Here is a 1,186-nt window from a genome sequence, read left to right on the forward strand (position 1 = left end):
CTGTAGCCACACTACAACCGGCATTTACGGATCCTGCTGCTTCTTTAACCAAGACATAATAGTTACCAAATGGCAATGGACCTAAATTAGAAACGGTAAGTGTTCCGTTAGCAGGAACTATACCTGTTCCCATAACTCCTGTTGACACGTGACTCTGAGAATTAAATATCTCATAATCAACCGGTGTAGCTGTTGAATATGGACTAACGATATCAAACGTTACATTTCCATCAGCGCTACCTGTACAGGTAATATTTTTAGCAACGACCCCACTGGTAGTCAATCCTGAATGAGTAGGAATAGGCTGATCTGCTGTTTTTTCAACTTTACAGCCTGTATTTTCATCGTAAACAACAAACGTATATAAAACACCCGGTGTTAAATTAGTAAGGGTTACTTTTTTACTCCCCGGAGCATCTTCATCATACCAGGGTAACGTAGTCGGGCTGCTGTATGGCGGCATTGTCGGACCTGAATAAACAGCGAAATGAAATGGACCAGGACCAATTATACCCGATTTAGAACCAACAGATAACTCGGCACTTCCTCCTGTTGAACAGTTGGCAGGCGGCGCCAAAACTGTAATATCTAAATCATCCGGTGGTGAGGCTACCAATATATTTTGCTCAATATTAGTACAACCGTTTGCATCGGTAATAATAATTTGATACAATCCAAAATCAACAACATCAAATACCTGAGTAGCTCCTGACTGGTTGGTAAATTGTCTATCATATCCATTAACTCCTGTTACATGGTATATATAGTTGGGAGTTCCACCAGTAACAGAATCAATGATGATCTGCCCTTGAGATACTCCAACTCCACCAGGAGGACAAGTGATAGGATGAATAGTACGATTCACCACAATAGCTGTAGGCTGAGCAATAGTAATAGTACGTACATCTGTACAACCTTTAGCATCTGTAAGTGTTACGCTATAAGTACCTGCAGGTAAACCTGAAGTTTGCTGGCCATAACTAACCCCTGTTGTGGTGTTTAAAATAGTATAGACAAATGGAGCTAATCCCTGAGTTACATCATGAACTACAGTAATACTACCATTACTATCACCATTACATAAAACATCCGTAGCCGATATACTTGTTATTGAAGGATTAACCGGAACTGTCACTGCAATTGGCGCAGTGGTGCTCACCATACATCCATTAGCATCTGTTACCGT

General features: G+C 40.8%; 1 protein-coding gene. It reads right to left on the reverse strand.

What is annotated here, in order from left to right:
* A partial coding sequence (locus B0A66_RS21265) for a SprB repeat-containing protein (RefSeq protein WP_208862612.1) occupies nucleotides 1–1,186 on the reverse strand: 1,186 nt, incomplete at both ends.

The sequence above is a fragment of the Flavobacterium hercynium genome (assembly GCF_002217285.1).
Taxonomy (GTDB): Bacteria; Bacteroidota; Bacteroidia; order Flavobacteriales; family Flavobacteriaceae; genus Flavobacterium; species Flavobacterium hercynium.